Below are 23,344 nucleotides of genomic sequence, written 5' to 3'. Positions count from 1 at the left end.
GATGTACATTTACATTTACATTGTTTTCTCTACTAATGCTTCTTGTAAAAGTTGAGAAAAATTAATTCCTTTAGCTAGCGCTCGATCATTTAGCCATGCAGGAATTGTTAAGGTTTTCTTTACGGATTTACTATTTTTAGCTAAATCAATATCTGTTTGTACTAATGTAGGATACGTTGTATCTGTACAAGGTAAGTTGCGAATAGATGTAGGTGTAGGTAAGCTTTCTCCATCTTCTAAGGCACCTAAAATATATAGTTCCATTGCCTCTTGGGCATTAGTTACGAGCTCTGTTAGGGTTGAGCCAGTACTGCTAGTATATTCTAAGTCTGGAAACTCAGCCCAGAAACCATCAGCATCATCATGGATTATAGCAGGGTATATAAATTTCATAGGTCCTCCTCATTTTAGTCCCGTACGCTTTAAAATTGCATTTAATAAGCCGGCAGGTACATCTTTTCCGTGTACGGCAATCACTTCAACTTGATTATCCTTTTTCAAACGATGATGACTGCCGCGTTGCCGTACATCCTTCCAGCCGTTTTTGAGTAGCAGTTTTAGTAGATCTTTATCCTTCATATGCTCTCCTTTTATGGTAACACGTGTATACGTATAAAACAATTGTTAGGAGTTATATATTCTTATTTATAGTCTAACTGTATATAAAGGAAAACAGGGGTGACCAATGGTCACCCCTGACTCTATTAGTCACTTGACAAACTAGATGTATGAGTTATGTGCATTAATTCTATTTATATAAATCATATTGGTATATAATTAAGGTATATAAATTGGGTTGTATATTGATGAAAGGAGAGAATTCATCATGAAACCATTGGGTAAACGGATTGCAATGGCTGTGTTGTGTGCGGCGACGTTGACATCCCCCTTATTGTTGAGCGGGTGTAGTATGTCTGAGCTATGGCAGGGCACTGAACAGAGTCGTAAGGAAATTGCGCAACGGTCTGAGCAGGATCAGGTACAGTTATTTAATCAATATGTGAAAGCCATAAGCCGATTTAATCGCATGGCTGTAATGTTTGATTATGCGAATAGACCAACTCTTAATGAGTTAAAAGCGGGGCAGCATTTAACTGTATTTAATGCACCGAACTTTAAACAGCTACAAAAAGAATTAGAAGAGGCTAAGCAAGCGGGGGTTCCTTATGATGAAATGAAGGAGCCTTTAGATAAGCTACTTTCAAAATTGAACGAAATTACACCGGTTGCGGAAGAACTTGATGCATATTATAAATCTAAAGGGTATACTACAGATAACTATGCTAAGGAGCAACAATTAGGTCCTAAATATGTTCAGTTATACGAACAATTTATTCCTATTTATGCTGACTTTGATAATTTGATGCATAAGATTAACACGGACCGATTGCAACAACGGTTACAACAATTGCGCGATGCAGGTAAGAAAAATGCAGCCGCTGCACAAGAGGTTTCTTTGCGACTTACTGCAGTCCTAGAAAAGCTAGATAGTGAAAAAGAACCAGATGTAAATGCTATCAATCAAGAGCTACAAGCCATTGGCGATTTAGCGAATGGTATTTCTAGCCCTAAGTATGACCCTGTTAAGACCTCTGTAAACTCTACGATTGGTGCCATTCGTACCTATATGGGATCCAAACAAGATAACGATTATAAACATATGGTTGAGGCCTATAACCGTTATATTTCCAATATGAATACCACCAATATGAATGAATTGGATCAATAGAGTTAATACGGTTTAAGACGGATACGTTATATATGAGTTAATATAAGTATGAGCATCATATAAGCGTAACTTAGTGTGGATATTATATAAGCATAAGTTAATGTAAGTATTATATAAAAAGCTGTATCGAATGAGGATATCATTTGATACAGCTTTTTTAGTTGATTATTATATTGCTTATTTTTTTAGGCTAATGCGCGTTGTAATTTGATTGGATAATGAGAACAACACTAAGGCTATCCAGATACAACCGAAGGCAATCATTTGCGGTGTGCCAAAGCTTTCACCAAAGTAGAAAATAGCTAGCAACAAGGCAATGGTAGGGGAGACATATTGTAGGAAGCCTAGTAGGTTGAGTGGCAATAGTTGGGCCCCATAGGAGAATAGCACCAATGGAACCGATGTTGTTAGACCGCATGCTATGAGTAGCATGGACGTATACCAGTCTGTGCTGAAATAGGACCATACTGTATTATCGATCATGGTCGTATAGAGTAAGGCTAGTGGTGTTAATAGCCAAGCCTCAAAAGCGATGCTCGTAAAGGGCGAGATGAGCAGTTTCTTTTTTACGACCCCATAGAGGCCAAAGGAAACGGCAAGGATCATCGACACTAACGGCAAGGATCCCACTTGATAGGTGAGCAAGGCGATACCGATGGTAGCGATGAGGACGCTTAGCTTTTTCGGTACAGATAGGACCTCTTTAAATAGGATGACACCTAACACTACATTAAAGAGTGGGTTGATATAATAGCCAAGGCTCGTGTCCATAACTTGATTGTTGGCGATGGCCCAAATGTAGGTAAACCAATTTACGCTGATGATGACTGATGCTACCAACAGTAGTAATAGTTGTGAGCGCTGTTCTTTTAGTAATTGAAAGTCTTTTTTGAACTGTTTAAAATGTAGGCCAAATACGACGATGGCCATGCAAATGCCTGACCAGATAATGCGCTGCGCCAGTATATTATATGGTGAAACATGGTTTAATAATGCCCAATAGAGAGGGAGTAAGCCCCAGATGATATAGCAACTAAGGGCTGTCATTAGACCTTTTTTACTTGTGTGCTCCATAATGCCTCCTTGTGATTGTATTCATTATATCACGCATTGTGCTTGCATTTGTGCGTAGGCTTAGATTTTATGATGATTTGTACTCGATTTATAACTCGATTTGCAGACAATGAATACGTATATTTGATAGCGATGAATACGTATATTTGAAAGTGATGAGTTTTTGTCATTTTAAATATGCATTAGTTATAACCTAAAATTTGATACTTATGATTAACTGTTATGTTCATTGACTTTGTGCATATTGTTACACTATATTGGACTTAGAACAACGAATATAGAGAATAGGTGTCACAAGACTTAATAGAGAAATCGGTACAAGCCGATGCGGTCCCGCCACTGTAAGGACGAGCCTGCTTTCAAAAATGTCACTGGAGAAATCTGGGAAGGCGAAAGCGAGGTGATGAGCCCGAGCCAGGAGAACTGCCTATTTGATAATCACCGTTATGTACCTACGAGCGATAGGAAGGGGATTGGGGTATGCTGGTTTCAGTGTTTTTTGGCGTACCTTTCAATAAGAAACCTTACGTGTCACTTTTGGGTGGCACGTTTTTTGTTGCCCTTGAAAGTGGCTGTTAAGCATATATATCAGGCTTCATAGTTAATGAATTGATGGACACATATTTGAGGTTGATGTGATCCAAGTATAGGAAAGCTCGTGTGATGTATGTGTATAACAATTCGCAGGTACGGTGCGCTGTTTCTCGGTATGGTTTCGAGTTGAAAAGGAGGCACATATATGTCTGACAAAAAGACTTCAAAGGATGCTGAACGCGATCTATTAGCTCCTGTATCCTTTGATGAATTTGAGAAACCTACGTATGAACAATGGCAGGCTGAAGTTGAAAAGGCGTTAAAAGGTGGCGACTTCCACAAGAAGATGTTCACGAAAACCTATGAAGGTATCACGTTGCAGCCAATTTACACACCTGCACTGCATGCAGAAGCAATTCCAAAGGGCGTATACCCTGGGGCAGGTGAGTTCCTACGTGGTACTAAGGCAAGTGGTTATATTAAAGACTCTTGGGGTGTATCCCAATATGTAGATGACTCTTTGCCTAAGGATGCCAATCATGCAAGTTTATACGAGATTGTAAAAGGTGGCACCATTCACAACATCCGCCTAGATGAAGCAACACGCCATGATCAAGATGTGCAAGTAGGCGCATCCGTTGGCGTTGGTGGTACATCTGTATCCACTATGGATGACTGCAAACAATTGATTGACCGCTTCAATTTGAAGGAAAATCCTTTGTACATTGAAACAGGTGCTTCTGCAGCCATCTTGCTTGGCATGTTAGCGGCTACTGTGAAAGGCGCTAAAAAACAAACATCTGATTTGAAAGGTCTCGTTGGTGCTGACCCTATCGGTGTTTGGGTGAAAGATGGTGCTTTGCACATTTCCTTAGATACAGCCTTTGATGAAATGGCACATACTGTTGTGTGGGCTAAAGAACAAGCTCCAGAGCTTAAAACAGTACTCGTATCTGGCGATGTATACGCTAATGGCGGCGCTAACGATGTGCAAGAGGTTGCCTATGCATTGGCAACAGCTGTTTGCTACGTGCGTCAATTAGCACAACGGAACATCGATATTCACACCATCGCGAAGAGCATGATGTTCACATTCTCCTTAGGGGCTAATTTCTTTATGGAAATTGCTAAATTGCGTGCCTTGCGCGTACTTTGGGCTCGCATTATGGAAGCTTTCGGTGCTGAAGAAGCGGACCGTGCCGTCCATGTACACGGCAGAACATCGGCTTTCACAAAAACTGTATACGACCCATATGTAAACTTGTTGCGCAATACGACACAAGCATTCTCTGGTGTTGTAGGCGGTTTGAACAGCCTTGAAGTATCTCCGTTCGACCAACCAATTCGCAAAGCGGATGATTTCTCTCGCCGTATTGCTCGTAACATTCAAGTTATGTTGCAAACTGAATTTGAGTTGCGTCAACCTGTGGACCCTGTAGGCGGTTCTTGGTACGTGGAAACATTAGCTGCTGAACTATGCGAAAAAATCTGGTCTGAGTTCCAAACAATCGAGTCTAAAGGTGGCATCATTGCCGCATTGAAAGAAGGCTATCCTCAAGCTCAAGTGAAAGCCATCCTCGATGAACGCTTTAAGAACCTTGCATTCCGTAAGGACGTAGCAGTTGGTAACAATATGTATGCGAATATGACAGAAGAGTTACTTGATCCTAAACCAGAAAATCAAGAAACATTGTGTCAAAAACGAGCTGCTCAAATTGATGAGTACTTGGCAGGTGCAGAGACTGATGCAGTTGTGAAAGCACAGGCTACTCTAGAAGCAAGTACAACAGAACCAGGTGCGTTGATTGGTCTTATTGAGCTTGGGGCATTACAAAAATTGACAATCCGCCAAATCCGTAAGGCTTTAGATGCAGGCGATATTTCTTCTGAAACAATCGAACCAATTATTGCACATCGCTGGACTGAACAATTTGAAGCCCTCCGTATGCGTACGGAATCGTATAAACAACGTACGAAAGATAATGTGAAGGTATTCTTGGCAAATATGGGCCCAATCCCTCAACATAAACCTCGTGCGGACTTCTCCACAGGCTTCTTCGAAGTAGGTGCTTTTGAAGTTATTAAAAATGATGGCCATGAAACAACGGCTGATGCGGCGAAGGCTGCCCGTGAAAGTGGTGCCGATGTTGTGGTTATCTGTTCCACAGATGATACATATCCTGAGTTAGTACCACCACTCGCTAAAGAGTTGAAAGAAACTATGCCGAATGTAACAGTTATTTTGGCAGGGGCACCTCCTAAGGACCTTGAGCCTGTATACCGTGAAGCTGGCGTAGACGACTTCATTTCCGTTCGTGCAAATTGCTACGAAATCTTACATACGTTACAAGATAAGAAAGGGATGTGAGCTCATGTTTAAAAATCCAGACTTCTCCTCTCTTGGCTTGGGATCTCAGTCGCCGACATCTCGCGATGCATGGCTTGCTGAACTTCAAAAAGAAACAGGAAAAAGCTTTGAAGATTTATATAATACGACAATGGAGCAAATCCAACTAAAACCTCTCTACACAGAGATGGATTATGAAGGTATGACACACCTTGACTATATGGCTGGTGTACCTCCATTCTTGCGTGGACCTTATTCCACAATGTATGTTACTCGTCCTTGGACAGTACGTCAGTACGCTGGTTTCTCCACAGCAGAAGAATCCAATGCGTTTTACCGTCGTAACTTGGCAGCGGGCCAAAAAGGTTTATCTATCGCCTTTGACCTTGCCACACACCGTGGTTACGACTCCGACCATCCTCGCGTAGTAGGTGACGTTGGTAAAGCAGGTGTTGCGGTAGATTCCATCCTCGATATGGAAATTCTATTCTCCGGTATTCCTCTTGACCAAATGTCCGTATCCATGACAATGAACGGCGCCGTATTGCCTGTCATGGCGTTCTATATCCTAGCTGGTGAAGAACAAGGCGTTGATAAAAAGGTTATGGCTGGTACAATCCAAAATGATATCTTGAAAGAGTTCATGGTACGTAATACCTATATTTACCCTCCAGCTACGTCCATGCGCATCATCGGCGATATCTTTGCTTACACTTCTCAGTACATGCCTAAGTTCAACAGTATCTCCATTTCTGGCTATCATATGCAAGAAGCAGGCGCTACTGCAGATATCGAATTAGGTTACACATTGGCCGATGGTCTTGAATACATCCGTACCGGTGTAAATGCAGGCCTTCACGTAGATAAATTCGCTCCACGTTTGTCCTTCTTCTGGGCAATCGGTAAAAACTACTTCATGGAAGTAGCGAAAATGCGTGCAGCTCGTATGTTGTGGGCTAAGATTATTAAGAGCTTCGGTTCTGAAAATCCAAAATCAATGGCACTTCGTACACATAGCCAAACATCTGGGTGGTCTTTGACAGAACAAGATCCATTCAACAACGTAGCTCGTACATGTATGGAAGCAATGGGTGCCGCTTTGGGCCATACACAATCCTTACATACAAATGCGCTTGATGAAGCCATCGCGTTACCTACGGACTTCTCCGCGCGTATTGCTCGTAATACTCAGCTTTACATCCAAGACGAAACTAAGGTATGTAAAGTTATCGACCCATGGGGCGGTTCCTATTATGTAGAAGCCTTGACTGATGAATTGATCCGTCGTGCTTGGGGTCATATCCAAGAAATCGAATCCCTTGGTGGTATGGCGAAAGCGATTGATACTGGTCTTCCTAAGATGCGTATCGAAGAAGCGGCAGCTCGTCGCCAAGCTCGTATCGACTCTGGCCGTGAAGCGATTATCGGTATCAATAAATATCGTCTAGATAAAGAAGATCCATTGGATATCTTAGACGTAGATAACACAGCTGTACGGGAAGCGCAAATTCGTCGTCTCGAACAATTGCGTGCTAACCGTGACGAAGATAAGGTTCAATCCTGTCTCGAAGCGATTACAAATGCTACAGAATCCGGGGAAGGCAACTTGCTTGCTCTTGCGCTTGAAGCCGCTCGTGCTCGTGCATCCTTGGGTGAAATTTCCTTTGCTGTTGAAAAGGTTTGTGGCCGTCATAAAGCAGTTATCCGCTCTATTTCTGGCGTATATTCTAGTGAATATGAAGATGATGATGTTATCAAAGAAGTTCGCCAAATGGCAGATGATTTCGAAGAACTCGAAGGTCGTCGCCCTCGTATTATGATTGCGAAGATGGGCCAAGACGGTCATGACCGCGGTGCCAAAGTTATCGCTACATCCTTCGCGGATATGGGCTTTGACGTAGATATCGGACCTTTGTTCCAAACGCCAGAAGAAACAGCGCAAGATGCGGTGGATAATGACGTTCATATCGTCGGCTTCAGTTCCCTTGCGGCAGGTCACAAAACATTGTTACCTCAACTTGTAGAAGAACTCAACAAGCGAGGTCGTGGAGATATTTTGGTTGCCATCGGTGGCGTAATCCCTGCTCAGGACTATGAGTTCCTACGCGAACATGGCGCAGTGGCTATCTTTGGCCCTGGTACAGTTTTGCCAGTAGCGGCGAAAAAATTACTAGAAACATTGACTAGCCACGTTCAAGACGAAGGCAATGACTGATAATAAACGGCCTACTCCGGATATATTGCGTAATACACAGGTTGCCACTGGTGAAAGTAGCGCCCCTGAATTAGGTGTAAAAAACGCAAATGCCGAGGGTAGTACGTATCGTCCCGACTGGGTGCCAGAAGATGCGAAAAAAGATGATACCTTTGCGTGTCACGTGATGAAAGGCGTCAAGGAAATGCACGACGGCCTCTTGTCTAGCTCTGCTCATCTGGCTCCGTCGGTACGTCCCGTACAGCGGCGAAAGAAGTTAACTGTCGCTGATTATGTACGCGGTATCGAGCAGGGGGACCGCGTTATACTTTCACGGGCTATCACATTAGTAGAAAGTAATAATAAGGACCATTTCAAACTAGCTCAACAAGTATTGCAAGCCGTATTGCCTCGCACGGGCAAGGCGTTGCGCATCGGTATTACTGGTGTGCCTGGGGCCGGTAAAAGTACATTTATTGAAGCCTTTGGCAACATGCTCATTGAAGCTGGTTACAAGGTTGCCGTACTCGCTGTAGACCCTACAAGCCAAGTCACAAAAGGCAGTATTTTGGGCGATAAAACGCGGATGGAAACGTTGACGAAACATCCTGAAGCCTATATTCGTCCGTCGCCGGCTGGTGGTACACTAGGCGGTGTGGCTCGTAAAAGTAGAGAAACGATGCTACTTTGCGAGGCTGCTGGGTACGATATTATTCTCGTCGAAACCGTAGGGGTTGGGCAAAGCGAAGTCACTGTGCGCTCCATGGTAGACTTCTTTATGCTCATCGTCTTAACTGGTGCAGGCGATGAATTGCAAGGCATCAAAAAAGGCGTTATGGAGCTGGCTGATGCTATTGTGGTTAACAAGGCTGATGGGGACAACCTCAAGCGTGCTCTCATCGCTCGTAGCGATTACGATCGGATGTTACATTACATCCGTCCAGCTACGGAAAAATGGAAAACACAAGCCTATACTTGTTCAGCTGTTACGAAGGATGGTCTCGACGAATTGTGGGATGTAATCCAAGAATTTGCTGAACAAGGTAAAGAAAATGGCGTCTTCTTAAAACGCCGTCAAGAACAATCCCTCCGTTGGGTACGTGATATGATTGACGAACACTTGCACAACCTATTCTTTAATAATGTAGTCATTCAAGGTCGTATGGGCGAAGTCGAAGCAGCTGTTTTAGACGGTGAAATGAGCGAATCTCAAGCCGTTGAAGAATTAATTGGGGTTTTTGACAAGTCTATTAAATGAGTAGATAGCTACATACCTATTTGATAAGATGGCATAACTTATCTATTAAGACACTCCGATTAGCTATCATACTGATTTAGACATATAAGATGTATCCAGAAAAGGCATAGTATAAACATTACTATTGGGTTTAGCCCAATGAAGATGTATACTATGCCTTTTTATGTGCCTGTGAAAGCATATTCATGAAACAAATTTCATAAAAAACACGGTTGATACTTTCATAAATATCGGCTTATAGGACAAAAAGTGTGTGTAAAAACCCTTATAACACTAGATATTTACTAGTGTTATAAGGGTTTAATCTTTTTTTGGAGAAGTTTGAGGGTGGACAAAAAGTGTGGGTGAAAACATCAATTAACCCTTGTAATTACTGACTAAAATGAGGTTATATCTTCCTATATATAAACAAATATGGAGGAAGAGTTTATGCGACAAATAAAATGTCCTGATTGTAATGAAACATGCATTAAACACGGTGTTTTAAAATCTGGTTCTCAGCGTTGGTTTTGCAAACATTGTAAGGTGGCATTTACCGTTAAAATTAATAATTTAAGTAAAGAGTTAAGCCTATTCTTGAATTGGTTATTCAGCACCAATATTCAAGCTGATATGCCTGGTAAAGGTCGTACATTCAGGCGTAAAACCGCTAAATTTTGGTCCATATGGCCATTGCCACCAAAAGTGGAAGAAGTACATGATGTGGTATATCTTGATGGAATTTACTTAGCTAGGAATTTATGTGTTTTGATTTGTTGCAATGATACTCATGTTCTAGGATGGTATGTCTGTCGTTATGAGCATGCTAGAGCTTGGCAGTGTTTAATGGAACGGATTGCCGAACCTAAAGTTGTTGTGTCTGATGGTGCTAATGGTTTGCCTAAAGCATTACGTAAAGTTTGGCCTCATAGCAGTCACCAAAGATGCTTGTTTCACATTTTTTGTCAGGTTAGACGATATACGACAAGTAGACCTAAAACGTTAGCAGGAAAGGATCTTTATACTCTGGCTAAAGATTTATTTAATGTGAAAACAATGGATCAAGCTCTTGTATGGATTAATGAACTTTCAGCGTGGCGAATGACATATTCTGATTTTTTACGAGAAATGACGATTGATGAATTCGGAAACAAACGCTCTACACATGAGCGTTTGCTTAAAGCCGAATCATCATTATGGCGTCTGATTAGGCAACAAACTTTATTTACATTTTTGGAATGTATTGATATTATAGTACCTACAACAAATAATCGTATTGAAGGTGGAGTAAATGCTCAACTAAGAAGTATGTTACGATCTCATAGGGGCCTTTCACTTGAAAGAAGACTAAAAGCGGTCTATTGGTGGTGCTATATGCACTCACCAAGACCGCTTTCTATTTCAGATATATTAAATTGTATGCCTACAGATGAATCGATTGCTGCTATCTACAAACGGTTATCTGATTATTGCCAAATAGATCGCTCAATACCTCAATGGGGTGATGCTCCTGTTTGGAATGAGCTACATATGTCTACAGATTTTCCAACTTATTGGGATTAGTCACACACACTTTTTGTCCTATAACCCTAAATATCATATATGATATATAATTTAATCATAGATTGTTACTTGTATGTGATTAAAAAGAGAGGGTCATTATGAAACCACTAGTAAAGAAAATGCTAACAGTAGTATTGTGCGCATCAACTCTAACAGCACCATTATTCTTGACAGGATGTAGTGTTTCTAAGGTTGCCAATAGCGTACAACAAGGTGTTCAAAAGAAATCACAAGATGACGTTAAAGTGTTTAACAACTACATTAAAGCCGTTGGCGATTTTAACAGTCATACAGTGCGCTTTGGCTATGCTATCGGCCCAGACATTCAAAAACTAAGAGAAGGTCAACATTTAACAAGCTTTATGGCACCACATTTTGATTCTTTACAAAAGAACTTACAAGCCGCTAAGGATGCTGGCGTGCCATATGATGATATGAAAGAACCTTTAGATAATGTATTGGCTGTATTAAAGGATATTGTACCAGTAGCCAGTGAATTGGATACGTACTACGAAACTAATTCATATCAAGCAGATAATTATGCTAAGGAACAACAATTAGGACCTAAATACGTTCAATTATATGATCAGTTCTATGCAGCGTATAATCAACTAGACACAGTAATTCACAAACATAATACAGAAAATCAACAAGAACAATTGAAAGAACTTAAGGATTCTGGTAAGAAAAATGCAGCGGCAGCTCAAGAAGTTCATTTACGTTTAACTGCATTATTGGATGGCTTTGAAGAAGGCAAGCAAATTGATGTAAATGCGGCTAACCAAGAGTTGCAAGGTATCATGGATGTATCCAGTAGTATTACTAGTCCGGAATATAACAGTACTAAGAATTCATTAAATACAGCTATTGGTAGAATTCGTACATTCTTAGGTGACCAAACAAATGACCATTATAATGATATGGTTGAATCCTATAATAGCTTTATTGGCAGTATGAATCGTTTGGATATGAACAAACTTGATAAATAATATCTAATGGTATATACCGTTTCGTATAATGTTAAAGAGGGTCTTAAAATGAGTAAAAAAATGTTGTTACCCGTTGGTGTAGTTGTTTTAATCATAGGTGTTATTATCTTATTGTTGAATCCAGATCCTGCTACAACGAATTTGGAAATTGCAAGAAATGCTACTAATGCACGAGATGCAGCTAAAGCAATTTCCTCTAACAATCAAACCTATGCGTGGATGTATTCCATCGGTATGTTCTGTAGTGGCTTCGGTTTATCCTTAACAATCGGTGGCATACTTGTGAAATTCCTTAAAAAAGATCAATAAATCATACTTATGGTCATGCTATGATTAAATCATGACGGAATTAAGGATCAGCAAAGGCAAAATAGAAGCAAAATTAAAGCAAAGTTAAAGGCTATACTAATATGTGTATCATGATTAGTATAGCCTTTTTTTGTCTCATACATATTTTTAGATGCCTTAAAACGTGATATAATTAACTCTAATGGGGCCTAGAGGGTGAAGGCTTTTGGAGGTTAGTATGAGTAGCATAGCGCATTTATTTGTGGCTGGTGGATTTGTTATGTATCCGCTAGTAATTTTTTTGCTCTTTGCATTGATGATTGGCATTGAGCGTATCATTTTATATCGTAAGTTTACAAAGGACTTGCGCCGCTTTAATAAGGTGTTAGAGAAGAATCAATCTTGGGTCATGTTACCAAGTGTTCTGGAACGCGACACAGAGGAGCTTGGCGCTTTATTTGCTCGTGCTATGCGCAGTGCAAAGAACTATAATGGTCTAGAAAACCGTTTGCAAGACGTAGTATCTTACGCCGATGAGCGTTTAAAACGCGGCCTTAGCTGGCTTAGTATGATTGTAACGATGGCACCGTTGTTGGGGCTGTTGGGGACAGTGCTGGGTATGATTCGCGCCTTTGCTGTTGTAGGTGGCGATATTGGTGCGCCTACCATCATTACAGGCGGTGTATCTGAAGCCTTAGTGGCAACGGCTACAGGCTTGACTGTAGCGATTATCGCGCTTGGCTTTCACAGTTACTGTGCGGCAAAGGTAAACGATTCTATTACTACCTTAGAGCATGAGTGCGGCAACATCCTCGATGCGTACAACGAGGAACATGATATATGAGACGACGCACATTAGGGGTTAAAAAAGAACCGACCATCATGATTATCCCTATGATCGATATCGTATTTTTCTTATTGGTATTCTTCATGGTTGGCACGCTGTACATGAATACAGAGCAACAAATTCCGCTCAATTTGCCATCTGCATCCACATCTACAGCAAAATCTATTGAACCTATTACGATTACGCTCACCACAACGCACACGCTATATATCGACAATCAGGAAATCTCTTCCGAACGATTGGCTGAAGAGGTACAATCTATCGTGAAACAGGCACCTCGACAAGCTTTTGTCATTCGGGCATCTAAGGATGTTTACTATAGCGAGGTTATCGCCCTATTGGACATGCTCAAGGTGAATGGCGCTAAATATATTAGCGTCGCTACGGAACGGAAGTGATTCTATGTTTGAATCGCATTATTTGAAATCGTTTATTGTGTCCTTGGGAATTACAATTATCCTCATCTCTGGTATGGGCCTTTCTTTGCGTGGTATGGCAGGTACAGGTGCTGCCCATGATGCGGCGGAAATTAGCTTTAATTTGCCTGATGATGGTGAAAGCGATACAGGGGTTGAGGCTGTTGACACTGCACCGAAACCAGCGGAAAATCCTATGGAAAAACCACAGAATATAACTCCAGAAGGCGCGGCACCTAAGGCGAATTCTTTGGTGAATGAGCGCAAGCCAGAGGAGGAACGTACTAAAGAGTTAAGTGAAAGTACAGCAGCATCTAGTGTGCGCCGAGAATGGACCGTTCCAAAGGCTATTGAATCGGAAACGAGTAGCAGTGAACAAGCTGTAGTTACGCACGGAGCAGATTCTAAGAATGGAAAATCTTCCAAGAATAGTAAAGCGCCTATCGGTAAAGAGATAACATCAGATCCGAATGCAACTGGAGATGGATTGCCTGAATCTAGTGACTTATCTGTCTTATCTGATTTAGCATTGAGTTTATTGACGCCAGGACAACAAGCGCTTTTACAAAAACCAGATATTAATCCTCATGACTACTTGCGGACTGTGCAAGAACAGGGGCGAGCATCTGTCGTAACAGGCAAGGTGGTAGTACGAGTTAACTTTGATGTTAACGGTAATGTCATCGTTGGCGAACATACGCCACTGATCGTGGACGATGTACCACCAGCTGTACGAGACGAAGCACTGCGCATCATCAAAAGCAGTGGATCTATCGTTAACCGACGGGGTGAACCTGTTTACTTAGCAGTTCCCGTTATTCTAGGACAATAAAGAGGCATATCTCATACAAATGTATGTAAGATATGCCTCTTTTTATGTTTATAAAACTTTCTTGACATTTAGTATATAATTAAAGTAGGTACAGTAGTAAGTCGTACCAAGTAGTTCCTATTAGGAGGTTTATATGAAAGCTTATGAAATTTTGAATAATCCCTTCCTAAATAAAGGTACCGCCTTTACAAAGGAAGAACGTAAAAACCTTGGTCTTGAAGGTTTATTGCCTCCAGTTGTACAAACGTTAGAACAGCAAGCAATTCAAACTTATGAATTATTTAGTCGCAAAGATTCTCTATTACAAAAACGTGAATTCTTGATGCGTATTTTCTCCACAAATCGCACTCTATTCTTCAAAGTATTTAGCAATCATGTTGTTGAAATGATGCCAATCGTTTATGATCCTGTCATAGCTGAAAGTATAGAACGTTTTAGCCACGAATTTATTGATCCAGAATATGCAGCCTATATTACAGAAGAAAATATAGATCAACTTGATACTATTTTAGATCGAGCTGCAGATAGTCGTGATATTCGCTTAATTGTAGTTACTGACGCAGAAGAAATCTTGGGTATTGGCGATTGGGGTACTAACGGCGTAGATATTTCCGTAGGCAAATTAATGGTCTACACTGCAGCAGCAGGCGTAAATCCTGAATGGGTACTACCAGTTGTACTTGATGTAGGTACAAATAGACAAGAGCTTCTTGACGATCCATTATATTTAGGGGTTCGTAAAAACCGCATCACAGGAGATGCATACAACAAATTTATAGAAACTTTTGTTCGTTACGTAGAATCTAAATTCCCTAAATTATACCTACATTGGGAAGATTTTGGTCGCGACCATGCTACTGAAATTTTAAAAGTATATCGTCCTCAAATTGCTACCTTCAATGATGATGTCCAAGGTACTGGTATCATTTCCCTTGCAGGTATCTTAGGGGCACTCAAAATTAGTGGTGACACATTAACTGATAAGAAATATGTGTGCTTTGGCGCAGGTACAGCAGGTGTAGGTATCGCTAACCTCGTAATGTCTGAAATGGTAGCGCAAGGGCTATCTGAAGAGGAAGCTAGAAGTCGTTTCTACCTCGTAGATAAACAAGGTCTCCTATTCGATGATATGACAGACTTAACAATCGAGCAAAAACCGTTCGCTCGTAAACGTTCTGAATTCACTAATGCTAATGAATTAACTAATTTACATGCTGTCATTAAAGCGGTACAACCAGGCATCCTCGTTGGTACATCGACAGCACCAGGCACTTTCACAAAAGAGGTTGTCCAAGAAATGGCTAGTCATGTGGAAAGACCGATTATTTTCCCATTATCTAACCCGACAAAATTAGCAGAAGCAAGTGCACAAGATCTGTTAACGTGGACAGATGGAAAGGCGCTCATCGCAACAGGCGTACCATACTCACCTATTGAACTTAACGGTGTAACATATGATATTGGCCAAGCTAACAATGCACTCATTTATCCAGGCGTAGGTCTTGGTGTATTAGCTGTCAATGCAACTCGCTTAAGTGATGCTATGATTTCCGCAGCAGCTCATGCCTTACAAGGTATTGTAGATACTACAAAACCAGGTGCAGCTACGTTACCACCAGTAGAAAAATTAACACAATTCTCTCGTACAGTTGCTAAAGCTGTTGCCGAATGTGCCATCAAAGAAGGCTTGGCACCTGAACAAGATGTTGATGCTGCCATTGATGCTATCTTGTGGAAACCAGAATACAAAAATAATCAATAATAGTTCATTAACAGATACATAAATAATAACAAGAGGCATACCTCACATACGCATGTATGTAAGATATGCCTCTTTTGTTATGTTTGTATTAGTCTTGATTAGTAAGCATTGTCTTAGTGGAGTTGAACACCGCAAGGTATACGATGGCGCCACCGATAAATAAAGTGATTTGCATAGGTGCGCTAAATTGATCGACGCGCCATAATGCGAAGGCGTAGAAGAACATTGTTACTAGCATGATGAGGAATGCAATGATAACGCGTACATTGGTATTAACCGCTAAGGATGTAGTGATGCGAGATTTATTGAGTATCACGTAAATTAAGGATACGATGATGTCTGCTGTAAAGATGGAGAATACATAGTTGAGATCAAACTCTCCAAATAGAACTACAGCCAAGCCGATAAAGCTGAGCCCAAAGAATAGGCGTAATAGCATGCCTATAATATTCGATTCATTGCGCTGTGCACGACGCTCTTTGCGATTTAAATTTGCCATGAAAGCCTCCCGATAATGATATACAAGTTTATGTATATTTCAGATAATTCTAGTATATCATTTTATTAGCACGAATACATAGAGACGGAGTTAATATAACTCAATTCTATTAATTGTTTATTTAGAAAGGCATCATAAGCAAAGTCATCATAAGTAAAGTCATCATAAGTCAAAACGTATCATAAGACTTCAATGAATGGCTGTCATCTTCAACAAATACGAACGATTAGTAAATTTAATATAATTATCATTCGGAAAATTTAGGTCCATTCATTGAATGGAGCTTTCACATATGGTACAATTATCCTATAAGAAATCTAGCTTTTATCATGCAAAGGAGACATCATGATACCACGTTATACACGAGAAGAAATGGGCCATATTTGGAGCGAACGCAACGAGTTTGACACAATGTTATTAGTAGAAACATTGGCATCCGAGGCGCAAGCTGAGTTGGGAGTTATCCCTAAAGAAGCGGCTAAAGCCATTCGTGAAAAGGGCAATTTCGACGTTGAACGCATTCATGAAATCGAAAAGGAAACAAACCACGATATTATTTCCTTCGTAACAGCAGTAGGCGAATACGTAGGTCCTGAAGCGGCTAAATACATCCACCTTGGCCTTACATCTACTGACGTTAAAGATACAGCACTTGGTTACATGATGAAACAAGCATGCGACATCTTGATTGAAGATTTGAAACGTTTGCACGAAGTATTGCGTCGCCGCGCAGCTGAGTTCAAATATACACCTATGATTGGCCGTACTCACGGTATTCATGGTGAACCTACTACATTTGGTTTGAAATTAGCATTGTGGATGGCTGAAGTAGAACGCGATATCGAACGCATGGAGCACGCTCGTAAAAGCGTAGCTGTTGGTAAATTGTCCGGTGCTGTTGGTACATACTCCAACATCGATCCATTCGTAGAACAATATGTATGCGAAAAATTAGGTCTTGAACCTGTTAAAATCGCTACACAAGTCGTACAACGTGACCGTCACGCTGAATTGTTGTCCACTATCGCTGTTGTAGGCGGTACATTGGATAAAATCGCTTTGGAAATTCGTCATCTGCAACGTACAGAAGTGCGCGAAGCGGAAGAATATTTCAGCCCTAAACAAAAGGGTTCCTCTGCGATGCCTCATAAACGTAATCCGATTACATGTGAAAGAATTTGCGGTATGGCTCGCTTACTTCGTGGCTATGCTCAATCTGCTTACGAAGACCAAGCTTTGTGGCATGAACGCGACATTTCCCATAGCTCTGTAGAACGTGTCATCTTACCAGATGCAACAATTTCGTTGAACTACATGCTTCACCTTACAATCCGTACAATTGATAAATTGTTGGTATATCCTGAAACAATGCTTAAAAACCTTAACCTTACAGGTGGTCTTGTATTCAGCCAAACAATTTTGACTCACCTTGTAGACAAAGGTGCCGTACGTGACGAAGCATACCGTTGGGTTCAAAAATACGCTATGGAACGTTGGCTTGAAGGTAAAGATTTCGCTACAGGTCTTAAATCTGATGAAAACATCAAGAAATACATGACTGCTGAAGAAATCGATGCATGCTTCGATCCTCATAAATTATTGAAACATGTAGATACAATCATGGCTCGCTTTGGCCTATAATTGTAGGGTACTTCCCACATAACATATGAAAGATTAGGGTAGGTATAGACCAACAAGCCTATGGCACATGCATTAGGTGTTGGCTATATCTACCTGTTTTTATTTATTTTAGGAGGTTATATGAAACGTATTATACGAAAATACGGACCGCCTATTTTTCATTGTATTAATGACTTTGGACAAGGATCTCTAGCGGCGCTTATACCGTTTTTTATTGCTAACTTTGGGCTTAATTACTATCAATCAGCATCTATCATTTTCTGTAACACCATCGTGGCTTCTATAGCCCAACCTATCTTGGGCTATGTGGCGGATCGGTGGCGCGTGCCTTGGTTCATTCCTGTAGGTTTTTCTATAACATTAGTCTCCATTAGTGCCATTGCACTGGCGACGAGCTATGAGATGATACTTGCTCTATCGCTCATTGCAGGCCTTGGGGCTGCATTGTTCCATCCTGAGGCGGCACTTCTTGTAAACCGTATGCAATCCAATGAGCTTGGTAATGCTATGGGGCGCTTTGCCGTAGGCGGTAGCGCTGGTTTTGCATTGGGGCCGCTCCTTGCTGGTGGTGTGTACGTCTTTGGCGCTCAGTTCCTTTGGGTGTTCACGGCCATTGCCTTAATTGGCGTGTTATTGTATGTGTATGCCTTTACAGGTTCTGCGGCTACCGATGTTGTTGGTGAAAGTAAAAGCTCTGCTAAGTCCACTAATACTGGTGCCAACGATTGGGTAAGCTTCGGCAAGCTATTCTTTGTAATCGCTTCACGATCTATATTGTTCTCTGTACTATCTATCTTCATTCCTATCCTGTACATTACCGTTATAAACGGTGAAGCCAGTGCCTCTAGCTTGGCGCTCACAATGTACTTTGCAATGGGTGCAGTCCTTACCTATATGGGCGGGGCCTTATCTGATAAATTAGGCTTCCTTAAAACGGTGCGCTTAGGTAATCTTATCTTCTTGCCATCCGTTTTAGTATTTATCTTTGTCCCAAATATATGGGGCTTCTTCGGTGCTATGATACCGATGGCCTTTGGCGTATTCTCACAATACGGACCCATTACCGTACTCGGTCAAAAATACCTTGCTAAAAATGCAGGCTTTGCGTCGGGGATTACACTAGGCCTTGGCATTACCTTAGGTGGCCTTGTAGCGCCATATGTAGGCCATCTAGCAGACATCTATGACGTGCAAACTGCTTTGATGACCTTGATACCTGTAGGTCTTATGGGACTCCTAATGAGCCTATGGCTTAAAGAACCAAAATAGTACTGGCACAATAAATACTTTCACAGAGTCCGAACATTGTTGTATAATGTTAGTGAATTATTTAGACTTTCACATGGAGGATATAGATATGGCAACAAGTATGGTTATCGGCACTCAATGGGGTGACGAGGGTAAAGGTAAGATCGTTGACTGGATTGCGGAACGTGCGGACGTTGTAGTGCGCAGTCAAGGTGGTAATAACGCAGGTCATACTGTTGTAGTAGATGACAAAGCATTTGCGCTTCGCCTGTTACCAAGTGGTATCTTGTATGATGATAAACAAAATATCGTTGGTACTGGTGTTGTTATTGACCCTAAAGTTTTGTTACAAGAAATTGAAGGTCTTGAAAAACAAGGTAAATCTGCTAAATCCCTTCAAATTTCCGACCGTGCGCATGTTATCATGCCATATCATATCGCTTTAGATAATGCAGAGGAAGCATCTAAAGGGGATGCTAAAATCGGTACTACTAAAAACGGTATCGGTCCTTGCTATGCTGATAAGATTAACCGTATCGGCATCCGTATCTGCGATTTGTATGACTTGGATACATTCAAACAAAAATTAGCATACAATGTAGAATTCAAAAACAAAATGCTTACAAAGGTTTATGATGCTGAACCGGTTAACTATGATGAAATCTTAGCGGATTACATCAAATATGCTGAAGCATTGAAACCATATGTAACAGACACTAACATCGCTGTTTTGAAAGCAGTTCAAGAAGATAAAAAGGTATTGTTCGAAGGTGCGCAAGCAACTATGCTTGACCTTGATCACGGTACATATCCATTCGTAACATCCTCTCATCCAATCGCTGGTGGTGCTTCCACAGGTGCTGGTATTGGTCCTAACTACTTGAAAAATATCTTCGGCGTAGTAAAAGCTTACGCAACACGCGTTGGTGCAGGTCCATTCCCTACAGAGCTTCTTGATGAAACTGGCGATAACCTTCGCAAACTTGGTCATGAGTTTGGTACTGTAACTGGTCGTCCTCGTCGTTGCGGTTGGTTAGATCTTATGGTTGTAAAATACGCGGCAGGTCTTAACAGTCTTGATTACCTTGCAATTACTCGTTTGGATATTCTTGATACATTCAAAGAATTGAAAATCTGCGTAGGTTATAAATTGAATGGTAAAGATGTAGAAGGCTTCCCAGCTAACTTGAAAGACCTTGAAGCATGCGAAGCAGTGTACGAAACATTGCCAGGTTGGGAAACAGATATTTCTGGTATCCGTAAATACGAAGATCTTCCTGAAAATGCTCGCAAATATGTAGAACGTATTGCAGAAGTAACAGGTGTACCTTTGGGTATCGTATCCGTTGGCCCTAACCGCAGTCAAACTATTGATTTAGTAAACGTATTTTAAGCTATACTAATTTGATATAATAGGATTGCTCTAGAGTAGACTAGAATTCATCATTATAAATTCTATGTTTTTCCTACTATACAATCGACTTATAGAATTATACAGATAAGGCCCCTCTATGAGGGGTCTTTTGTATTGAAAGTCATTAGAACACAAAATCGGTATAGTTTATATCTAATCCTTTAGATTGCTAATATAGTGCGGTATATCGAAGTATGCTATAAGGTTATCAGAAAATGCGTATATCGAAAATTCTATAGAAGAATATTTTACGCAACTTTTATATATGCAGAATTATGTATAACTAAATAAATCTATGAGATGAAAATTTATTTAAAATATTCACAATATACAAACTATGACGTGCTTAAATTAGTTTATAATGTGGTAAAAATTACTCATCTATATAAAAATGATATTCATAATAAATTATTAAGATACAAATATAAAGAAAAAAATAGATTTACATTAAGAAATAGTATATAATAGAGTCAATAAAGTAGATTGACATTTTTTGATACGGATTTGAGGAGTTAAAGATATGGTTGAAGTTTCTTACGAACGTTTAGCTACGATTTTTAAGGCATTAAGCGATGAAACAAGATTACACATCATCGATATGTTGTCTTGCAATGAATTATGTGCAGCTGATATTTTAGCTAGCTTCAATTTGTCCCAATCTACGTTGAGCTACCACATGAAAATCTTAATTGATGCAGGTGTAGTTAATTCTCAACGTAATGGCTTATGGACTCGTTATTCCATTAATGAAGCTACATTTGGCGATATTTTAGAAATCATCCCTCAACTATATAAATCTAAGGATGAGTGTATTTGCGCGCAAATTAAATACTGCCGTATTTCTGAGCACGAAAAAGAAGCGTAACAATGAGACGATGGATTATGCATGTTGATATGGATGCATTTTTCGCGTCCATCGAACAATTGGATCATCCAGAATATAAAGGCCACCCCGTAATTGTGGGTGGTCTTTCTTCACGTGGCGTCGTTGCTACCTGCTCCTATGAGGCTCGTAAATTTGGCGTTCACTCCGCCATGCCCATCTCTCGTGCTAAGAAACTCTGTCCCGATGGCATCTATGTGTATCCGCGTATGGATCGTTACAAAGAGGTATCCCATCAGATTTTTTCTATTATGAAAGAATTTACGCCTCACATTGAGCCTCTATCTATTGACGAAGCCTTCCTCGAGGTTAGCGGTATGTCTACCATGTATAGTGGACCAAAAGCACTGGGCAGAGCCATTAAAGACCGAGTGTTTGAGAAAACAGGTCTTATTATCTCTGCAGGGCTAGCACCGAATAAATTCCTTGCCAAATTGGCATCCGATTTAGATAAGCCCGACGGCCTTGTAGTCATACCTTATGGTCGTGAAAAAGAGATCTTAGCTCCATTACCGATTAAACGCATTTGGGGCGTAGGTCCTCGTACAGAAAAAATCTTGAAAACAGGAGGCTTTCACTTGATGCGTCATATTCAAGCGTTACCTGATGAAAGCAGTTTAATTCCCCTCGTGGGCAACCAGGCGCGCCGCATATGGGAACTAGCGAACGGGATTGACGATAGACCGGTGGAAACAGATCGCAAAATACAATCTATCGGAGCTGAGGAGACATACGAAGAAGATTTAACGGATGGTAGTGCTATTGAACTAGAGTTTAGATACTTTGCGAACCGCTTATCAAAACGATTGAGAAAACGTAATCTCTTAGGTCATACCGTATCCATTAAGGTTCGGTACGATGATTTCACCACCGTATCCCGGCAAAAGCGGTTAGACACGCCATCAGACCATGAGCATGTGTTCTTTGAAACGGCTTTGCTCTTATGGAATAAACTGATGCAAGATAAGACGAGCAAGAAACCTAAAGGAAAAGCAAAAGAGCTTGAATCCTTAGGTGCTACAACTAAGATACAGGATAAAGCCTGTACGTATTCTTCTGAGGAAACCCGATGGATGGATCCACCTGGACCTATCCGTTTATTGGGCCTTACTGTGAGTGGTCTCGATGAAGAGGTACCTATGCAAGATAGTCTTTTCGAATCACCTAAATATGAGACTGAAAATAAACTAGCTGGCATATTAGATTCATTAGAATCTAAATTTGGTGAAACAGCCGTTATGAGTGGCGCATTATGGCAGCGCTTTCACGGAGACAATGGAACGCGTAGAAAACGATCGGAGCTAAAGGCCGCAGTAGATGCACAATCTACTAATGAGGATGTGGAATCTACTAAAATGGATAAGGGCCGTGACCTATATAAGAATAGTGATGTAGGCGACATTAACGAAGACATATAACTCGATACATAGACTCATAAAGTTTATATTGAATACTTTCGCTAATATATTTATTCATGTTACAATATGGATATAGTGTTTAAAAATTACCGCAAGAGAGGTATAGATATGAGTTTATTTCGCGTAGCCATCCATTATGGCATCAACAGCAATGGCTTCTTGTCCTATGACACAGAAGCAAAAACAGTGTCCGTAGATTTACCTGAACAAGAGTGGGTTGATAAGGTTATCGCTTACTTGAACGACGAACATGCCATCGAGCATGCTACAGGTCTTGATACATATGAACGCTTGACTGTAAAACCATTAGAATCTTTGGATAACCTAAAATTAGCTTTAACACGCATGTGGGAAGCTATCGACGTACAAGTCGACTGGAGCCGTCCAGCATAAATTGAATGAAAACACCTTGTGATCTACAAGTTGATG

21 protein-coding genes and 1 riboswitch are annotated in these 23,344 nt (G+C 40.7%); of the genes, 17 read left to right on the top strand and 4 right to left on the bottom strand.

All coding sequences use genetic code 11. From position 1 onward, the window contains the following. Nucleotides 1–15: 15 nt before the first annotated feature. Nucleotides 16–393: a type II toxin-antitoxin system HicB family antitoxin gene (locus tag VEIT17_RS09365; RefSeq protein WP_005384984.1), complete on the bottom strand. Its 378-nt coding sequence runs from the start codon at nucleotides 391–393 to the stop codon at nucleotides 16–18. Between the two features lie 9 nt (nucleotides 394–402). Next, nucleotides 403–579 carry a type II toxin-antitoxin system HicA family toxin gene (locus VEIT17_RS09360; RefSeq protein ID WP_105089932.1) on the bottom strand — a complete coding sequence of 59 codons (177 nt, stop codon included), beginning with the start codon at nucleotides 577–579 and terminating at the stop codon, nucleotides 403–405. Nucleotides 580–826: 247 nt separating this feature from the next. Between VEIT17_RS09360 and VEIT17_RS09355 the strand changes: the two genes are divergently transcribed. Beyond that, the gene (locus VEIT17_RS09355) at nucleotides 827–1,729 is read left to right on the top strand and encodes a DUF3829 domain-containing protein (protein ID WP_105089931.1); all 903 of its coding nucleotides are present in this window, start codon (nucleotides 827–829) and stop codon (nucleotides 1,727–1,729) included. A 177-nt stretch (nucleotides 1,730–1,906) separates the two neighbouring features. On the opposite strand, the gene rarD is transcribed toward VEIT17_RS09355, so the two are convergent. Beyond that, entirely contained in the window at nucleotides 1,907–2,803 is an 897-nt protein-coding gene (gene rarD, locus VEIT17_RS09350) for an EamA family transporter RarD (RefSeq protein ID WP_178885856.1), read from the bottom strand. A gap of 269 nt (nucleotides 2,804–3,072) precedes the next feature. Beyond that, a riboswitch (cobalamin riboswitch) is annotated at nucleotides 3,073–3,248 on the top strand. Nucleotides 3,249–3,542: 294 nt separating this feature from the next. On the opposite strand from rarD, the gene VEIT17_RS09345 reads away from it, so the two are divergent. The 10 genes from VEIT17_RS09345 (at nucleotide 3,543) to VEIT17_RS09300 (ending at nucleotide 15,812) form a co-directional block, all read left to right on the top strand. Continuing rightward, entirely contained in the window at nucleotides 3,543–5,705 is a 2,163-nt protein-coding gene (locus tag VEIT17_RS09345; RefSeq protein WP_178885854.1) for a methylmalonyl-CoA mutase family protein, read from the top strand. 4 nt (nucleotides 5,706–5,709) lie between these two features. Further along, nucleotides 5,710–7,899 (top strand): methylmalonyl-CoA mutase, encoded by a 2,190-nt coding sequence (gene scpA, locus VEIT17_RS09340; RefSeq protein WP_178885852.1) that lies wholly within the window; start codon nucleotides 5,710–5,712, stop codon nucleotides 7,897–7,899. Beyond that, the gene (gene meaB / locus VEIT17_RS09335; protein ID WP_178885850.1) at nucleotides 7,892–9,136 is read left to right on the top strand and encodes a methylmalonyl Co-A mutase-associated GTPase MeaB; all 1,245 of its coding nucleotides are present in this window, start codon (nucleotides 7,892–7,894) and stop codon (nucleotides 9,134–9,136) included. The genes scpA and meaB overlap by 8 nt, the downstream gene beginning before the upstream one ends. A gap of 429 nt (nucleotides 9,137–9,565) precedes the next feature. Further along, on the top strand, nucleotides 9,566–10,678 hold the full coding sequence (locus VEIT17_RS09330; protein ID WP_178886054.1) for an IS1249 family transposase: 1,113 nt from the start codon (nucleotides 9,566–9,568) through the stop codon (nucleotides 10,676–10,678). A 98-nt stretch (nucleotides 10,679–10,776) separates the two neighbouring features. Continuing rightward, complete coding sequence (locus tag VEIT17_RS09325) at nucleotides 10,777–11,667, top strand: DUF3829 domain-containing protein (RefSeq protein WP_178885848.1); 891 nt, start codon at nucleotides 10,777–10,779, stop codon at nucleotides 11,665–11,667. Nucleotides 11,668–11,715: 48 nt separating this feature from the next. Continuing rightward, a complete protein-coding gene (locus VEIT17_RS09320) occupies nucleotides 11,716–11,976 on the top strand; it encodes a hypothetical protein (RefSeq protein WP_178885846.1) in 261 nt (86 codons plus the stop codon). A 217-nt stretch (nucleotides 11,977–12,193) separates the two neighbouring features. Beyond that, nucleotides 12,194–12,799, top strand: a complete 606-nt coding sequence (locus VEIT17_RS09315; RefSeq protein ID WP_178885844.1) for a MotA/TolQ/ExbB proton channel family protein — start codon at nucleotides 12,194–12,196, stop codon at nucleotides 12,797–12,799. Further along, complete coding sequence (locus VEIT17_RS09310; RefSeq protein WP_156719869.1) at nucleotides 12,796–13,200, top strand: ExbD/TolR family protein; 405 nt, start codon at nucleotides 12,796–12,798, stop codon at nucleotides 13,198–13,200. Before VEIT17_RS09315 ends, VEIT17_RS09310 begins: the two co-directional genes overlap by 4 nt. A gap of 4 nt (nucleotides 13,201–13,204) precedes the next feature. Continuing rightward, the gene (locus VEIT17_RS09305) at nucleotides 13,205–14,050 is read left to right on the top strand and encodes a hypothetical protein (RefSeq protein ID WP_178885842.1); all 846 of its coding nucleotides are present in this window, start codon (nucleotides 13,205–13,207) and stop codon (nucleotides 14,048–14,050) included. Nucleotides 14,051–14,183: 133 nt separating this feature from the next. Then, on the top strand, nucleotides 14,184–15,812 hold the full coding sequence (locus VEIT17_RS09300; protein WP_178885840.1) for a malolactic enzyme: 1,629 nt from the start codon (nucleotides 14,184–14,186) through the stop codon (nucleotides 15,810–15,812). An 88-nt stretch (nucleotides 15,813–15,900) separates the two neighbouring features. On the opposite strand, the gene VEIT17_RS09295 is transcribed toward VEIT17_RS09300, so the two are convergent. Continuing rightward, nucleotides 15,901–16,311, bottom strand: coding sequence for a hypothetical protein (locus VEIT17_RS09295; RefSeq protein WP_024064410.1), 411 nt, complete (start codon nucleotides 16,309–16,311; stop codon nucleotides 15,901–15,903). A gap of 345 nt (nucleotides 16,312–16,656) precedes the next feature. Between VEIT17_RS09295 and purB the strand changes: the two genes are divergently transcribed. From purB to VEIT17_RS09265, 6 genes are all read left to right on the top strand, one after another. After that, nucleotides 16,657–17,952, top strand: coding sequence for an adenylosuccinate lyase (gene purB / locus VEIT17_RS09290; RefSeq protein ID WP_060923735.1), 1,296 nt, complete (start codon nucleotides 16,657–16,659; stop codon nucleotides 17,950–17,952). 120 nt (nucleotides 17,953–18,072) lie between these two features. Further along, nucleotides 18,073–19,221, top strand: coding sequence for an MFS transporter (locus tag VEIT17_RS09285; RefSeq protein ID WP_178885838.1), 1,149 nt, complete (start codon nucleotides 18,073–18,075; stop codon nucleotides 19,219–19,221). Nucleotides 19,222–19,309: 88 nt separating this feature from the next. Beyond that, entirely contained in the window at nucleotides 19,310–20,593 is a 1,284-nt protein-coding gene (locus VEIT17_RS09280; RefSeq protein ID WP_178885836.1) for an adenylosuccinate synthase, read from the top strand. A 541-nt stretch (nucleotides 20,594–21,134) separates the two neighbouring features. Further along, entirely contained in the window at nucleotides 21,135–21,479 is a 345-nt protein-coding gene (locus tag VEIT17_RS09275) for an ArsR/SmtB family transcription factor (protein WP_009352539.1), read from the top strand. Nucleotides 21,480–21,481: 2 nt separating this feature from the next. Beyond that, entirely contained in the window at nucleotides 21,482–22,915 is a 1,434-nt protein-coding gene (dinB, locus tag VEIT17_RS09270) for a DNA polymerase IV (protein ID WP_178885834.1), read from the top strand. A gap of 108 nt (nucleotides 22,916–23,023) precedes the next feature. Next, nucleotides 23,024–23,308, top strand: coding sequence for a hypothetical protein (locus tag VEIT17_RS09265; RefSeq protein ID WP_060923739.1), 285 nt, complete (start codon nucleotides 23,024–23,026; stop codon nucleotides 23,306–23,308). Nucleotides 23,309–23,344: the final 36 nt, after the last annotated feature.

The sequence above is a fragment of the Veillonella nakazawae genome (assembly GCF_013393365.1).
GTDB lineage: Bacteria > Bacillota > Negativicutes > Veillonellales > Veillonellaceae > Veillonella > Veillonella nakazawae.
This window is presented reverse-complemented; position numbering and strand designations above follow the sequence as displayed.

Excerpts from the sequence above, each read along its gene's own strand:
- VEIT17_RS09365 (WP_005384984.1), bottom strand. The coding sequence starts at position 393 with ATGAAATTTATATACCCTGCTATAATCCATGATGATGCTGATGGTTTC.
- VEIT17_RS09360 (WP_105089932.1), bottom strand. The coding sequence starts at position 579 with ATGAAGGATAAAGATCTACTAAAACTGCTACTCAAAAACGGCTGGAAG.
- VEIT17_RS09355 (WP_105089931.1), top strand. The coding sequence starts at position 827 with ATGAAACCATTGGGTAAACGGATTGCAATGGCTGTGTTGTGTGCGGCG.
- rarD (WP_178885856.1), bottom strand. The coding sequence starts at position 2,803 with ATGGAGCACACAAGTAAAAAAGGTCTAATGACAGCCCTTAGTTGCTAT.
- VEIT17_RS09345 (WP_178885854.1), top strand. The coding sequence starts at position 3,543 with ATGTCTGACAAAAAGACTTCAAAGGATGCTGAACGCGATCTATTAGCT.
- scpA (WP_178885852.1), top strand. The coding sequence starts at position 5,710 with ATGTTTAAAAATCCAGACTTCTCCTCTCTTGGCTTGGGATCTCAGTCG.
- meaB (WP_178885850.1), top strand. The coding sequence starts at position 7,892 with ATGACTGATAATAAACGGCCTACTCCGGATATATTGCGTAATACACAG.
- VEIT17_RS09330 (WP_178886054.1), top strand. The coding sequence starts at position 9,566 with ATGCGACAAATAAAATGTCCTGATTGTAATGAAACATGCATTAAACAC.
- VEIT17_RS09325 (WP_178885848.1), top strand. The coding sequence starts at position 10,777 with ATGAAACCACTAGTAAAGAAAATGCTAACAGTAGTATTGTGCGCATCA.
- VEIT17_RS09320 (WP_178885846.1), top strand. The coding sequence starts at position 11,716 with ATGAGTAAAAAAATGTTGTTACCCGTTGGTGTAGTTGTTTTAATCATA.
- VEIT17_RS09315 (WP_178885844.1), top strand. The coding sequence starts at position 12,194 with ATGAGTAGCATAGCGCATTTATTTGTGGCTGGTGGATTTGTTATGTAT.
- VEIT17_RS09310 (WP_156719869.1), top strand. The coding sequence starts at position 12,796 with ATGAGACGACGCACATTAGGGGTTAAAAAAGAACCGACCATCATGATT.
- VEIT17_RS09305 (WP_178885842.1), top strand. The coding sequence starts at position 13,205 with ATGTTTGAATCGCATTATTTGAAATCGTTTATTGTGTCCTTGGGAATT.
- VEIT17_RS09300 (WP_178885840.1), top strand. The coding sequence starts at position 14,184 with ATGAAAGCTTATGAAATTTTGAATAATCCCTTCCTAAATAAAGGTACC.
- VEIT17_RS09295 (WP_024064410.1), bottom strand. The coding sequence starts at position 16,311 with ATGGCAAATTTAAATCGCAAAGAGCGTCGTGCACAGCGCAATGAATCG.
- purB (WP_060923735.1), top strand. The coding sequence starts at position 16,657 with ATGATACCACGTTATACACGAGAAGAAATGGGCCATATTTGGAGCGAA.
- VEIT17_RS09285 (WP_178885838.1), top strand. The coding sequence starts at position 18,073 with ATGAAACGTATTATACGAAAATACGGACCGCCTATTTTTCATTGTATT.
- VEIT17_RS09280 (WP_178885836.1), top strand. The coding sequence starts at position 19,310 with ATGGCAACAAGTATGGTTATCGGCACTCAATGGGGTGACGAGGGTAAA.
- VEIT17_RS09275 (WP_009352539.1), top strand. The coding sequence starts at position 21,135 with ATGGTTGAAGTTTCTTACGAACGTTTAGCTACGATTTTTAAGGCATTA.
- dinB (WP_178885834.1), top strand. The coding sequence starts at position 21,482 with ATGAGACGATGGATTATGCATGTTGATATGGATGCATTTTTCGCGTCC.
- VEIT17_RS09265 (WP_060923739.1), top strand. The coding sequence starts at position 23,024 with ATGAGTTTATTTCGCGTAGCCATCCATTATGGCATCAACAGCAATGGC.